Annotated in this window: 4 protein-coding genes and 1 pseudogene; 4 read left to right on the forward strand and 1 reads right to left on the reverse strand. The window is 50.9% G+C overall.

The window, feature by feature from the left end:
* From BM341_RS19325 to BM341_RS18815, 3 genes and pseudogenes are all read left to right on the forward strand, one after another.
* The coding region (locus tag BM341_RS19325) for a hypothetical protein (RefSeq protein ID WP_217646269.1) at nucleotides 1-293 on the forward strand (293 nt) is incomplete at its 5' end.
* Nucleotides 294-334: 41 nt separating this feature from the next.
* Nucleotides 335-541, forward strand: a complete 207-nt coding sequence (locus BM341_RS18810; protein WP_245784343.1) for a pyrroline-5-carboxylate reductase dimerization domain-containing protein — start codon at nucleotides 335-337, stop codon at nucleotides 539-541.
* Nucleotides 542-580: 39 nt separating this feature from the next.
* Nucleotides 581-1,135: pseudogene (locus BM341_RS18815) on the forward strand (transposase); the annotation flags it as partial.
* 32 nt (nucleotides 1,136-1,167) lie between these two features.
* Here BM341_RS18815 and BM341_RS19425 read toward each other — a convergent pair.
* Nucleotides 1,168-1,416, reverse strand: a complete 249-nt coding sequence (locus tag BM341_RS19425; protein ID WP_217646270.1) for a hypothetical protein — start codon at nucleotides 1,414-1,416, stop codon at nucleotides 1,168-1,170.
* 78 nt (nucleotides 1,417-1,494) lie between these two features.
* On the opposite strand from BM341_RS19425, the gene BM341_RS18820 reads away from it, so the two are divergent.
* Entirely contained in the window at nucleotides 1,495-2,622 is a 1,128-nt protein-coding gene (locus tag BM341_RS18820) for a serine hydrolase domain-containing protein (RefSeq protein WP_175507924.1), read from the forward strand.
* Nucleotides 2,623-3,055: the final 433 nt, after the last annotated feature.

Consider the following 3,055-nt stretch of genomic DNA (forward strand, 5'->3'; position numbering starts at 1 on the left):
AAGCTACCGCTGAGAAGCATCCGGTTACCCCGGGTGCCCTGTACCCGCCCTATGAAGCCCTTGGCGATTTGCTGCTTTCCCTTGACCGCCCGGCCAAGGCGCTGGCTAATTACGAGAATTCGAATCGCACCTGGCCACAACGCTATAATACCCTTGAAGGCGCCGCCCGCTCGGCGCATGCCGCCGGTGATGCCGAGTCTACCTTGCGCTGGTCTCGTCGGTTACAGGAGGCCGCCCCTGACACCAAGCGTGACTCAATCGATCACATAAGGAGTCTGGCAGGAACCCAGTAGAGTCGCTCATGGTTTTGTGGGCAGGCAACAGGAAAGAGTCCTTGAAACTAGGTGTCGGGTCCCGGGGGATTAATCCCCCGGGACCCGATAAAGAAAACACGTCACCTGCGCAGCTGGTCGAACGATTCCTCGATTACGGCGGTACGACTACCGAAGGCCTGAATGCCATGCTCGACAGCGGTTTTCGCCAGGCCGTCCACCATGGGCTGGACGCTGCCCATGAAGCCGCCAGGCATACGCCCGACTAACTACTGCAGTTGTAAGTACAGCGAGGTGCCGAAAAAGGGGTCTGCGACATATCTCAGGCCTTCCTGAGCGGCGTGGCCGAGCACCTCCCCAACGCCGAGGTGACGGTCGACGGGTTCCCTATCGTGCAGACCTTCACCAAGGCGCTGGACGAGATGCGCAAGAAGGAGCGCCGCGAGCAGGGGCACCCCAAGTCGCTGCGCTGGGCACTGCTGAAGAGCCTGGAAAACGAGAACCTGACGCCCAAGCAACTGGCGGCGCTCCAGGAACGGGTGGCCGATCAGAGCGCCACTGCCGATGCCTGGGTGATCAAGAAGAAGTTGCGCTGGATTCAGAAGGCGCCGACGCTGCGAGCGGCTCGATGGCGCATCACAAACTACCTCAAGGTCATGCAGGCGGCGGTCTCCGAGAAGCCCCTGCTGAAGCCGATGGCGAAGGCCTTGGCGACGCTGGAGCGGCATGCCGACGCGGTGGTCAGGCGCTGGATATCGGGACTGACGAATGCACGACGGGAAGGGATGAACGGCTTGTTCCAGGCGGCGCGGTCACGCACACGCGGCTACCGGAACGAGACCAACTTCATCGCGATGATCTAACTGATTGGCAGCCCAGTGGGCCGCCTGCTCGATCACGCCAAATCCACATGAAGTGACGAAGAACCGATTTTTCCGGTTCCAGACACGGCAAGAATATGAGCGTAAGTGGTCAGATTTAATGGATAATCAGATCCCGAGCCTTCTGCGAGAGGAAGTTTCGGAAATTCAATGATATAACAATCGGCTGTACAGCGATCGTTTTTCCGCCGCTTCGCGGCGCCAAACCGGCGCGTGAGCCGGGCGTTATACCAATTTCCTGACATATCAATGAATTCCTCCAAACAGGCAATCTTCAAAATAAATTAATTATGCGAAATGCGATCTCAATAGCTCTACTATCGCTGTTGGTTACCATAACCATGATCTCGTGCAACTCAACGCCTCTGGATCAGTACATAATAGATAAGAAAAATCAGGCCGGAATTATCGGGATACAGGCGGGGTACGTAGGTCCAGATGGAAATGAGTGGCACGGCAGTTACGGCTTCAGAAATTATAAAACAGGCGAAGTCGTCAATGATAGTACGCTCTTTATGATAGCCTCATCTGCCAAACCTGTAACGGCATTGGCTATCTTAAAGCTACATGATGAGGGCAAGTTAAATTTAGACGATGACATCAACCGTTATATCCCCTTCTCCGTTGTCAATCCTCATAATCCTAGTAACTTCATAACTTTTCGGATGCTTTTGTCCCACACCTCCACCATCCAAGACAACTGGGAGGTGCTTGATCCTCTTTATACCATTGAAGAAGGTGGTGATTCGCCGCTTGCACTTTCGGATTTTGTACAGGATTATCTCACTATATCGGGGGACTATTATAATCCAAAGAAAAACTTTTACAAAGAAACTCCCGGACAATATTGGTCCTACAGCAATATGGGATACGCACTGCTTGGGTATGCGGTCGAAGAGATTTCAGGATTGAGTTTTTCTGAATATATGAACCAGGAAATCTTCGAACCGCTGGGAATGATGAATTCATATTGGTTTCTCAGCAATATCCCTCACCAAAATATTGCGCGACCTCACCAGTTGCCCGATGAAGAGGACAAAGATATTACACCTAAAATGCTACCTCATTACGGTTATCCGGGTTTTCCAGACGGACAGCTGCGAACAACTACGAAAGACTATCTGAAATTTGTAAAACTCATTGTCGACGGTGGGCGCATAAACGGAAATCAATTCATTTCTGAAGACCTTATTAAGCAATATCACACGATTCAATATCCTTCGGTGCACCAGTACCAGGCGATATCGTTTAATTATAATGAATTCGAAGACTGGATGTATTATTTGTTCATGCGTCGCCTTCCATCTCATACCGGAGGTGATCCGGGAGTAGCTTCTGTGGTATCGTTTGATCCTGAGCAAAAAACGGCAGCAATTGTTTTTGTAAACTCTCCCCCCAATACGTTAATAGGTGAAAAAACTTTTTATCTGGACTTGCCAAGGAGGTTATTGAATGAAGCTGCAAAGTAGGGGCTTTCTGCTCTGAATATCGACATTCACTTTCCACGCCTAGTAGATGCCATAGCTTTTTGAATATCTCCTCTTTATATTATGCATTCAGTTTTCTGTTATTTATTATGTTAATCCATCCCTCTACAAAAATCGAGATATAACAAGCGCTTCAAGGGTGACAGGCCTCGCCCTCCCTTGCCCGATTCTAATTTTTTAGCTAACCTTTCTTTAGTAACCGATTTCAACACTCCAGCGCCTGCACTTAAGGAAACGCTGAACAATTCGATCCTGCGCAATGCAAGCGCCAAGTTGGCCCTCTTACCGCCTCAGCGGTCATTATCTGATCACTTCAGGTGGCCTGTTTTCCCTGACAGCCGGGCTTTCCGGCTGCCAGGCCAGACGCAAGGCACACTGGCCCCATCAACTTGGCCCTCGCATCGTGTCGCCAGCA

This window comes from Halomonas korlensis (assembly GCF_900116705.1).
GTDB classification, from domain to species: Bacteria; Pseudomonadota; Gammaproteobacteria; order Pseudomonadales; family Halomonadaceae; genus Halomonas; species Halomonas korlensis.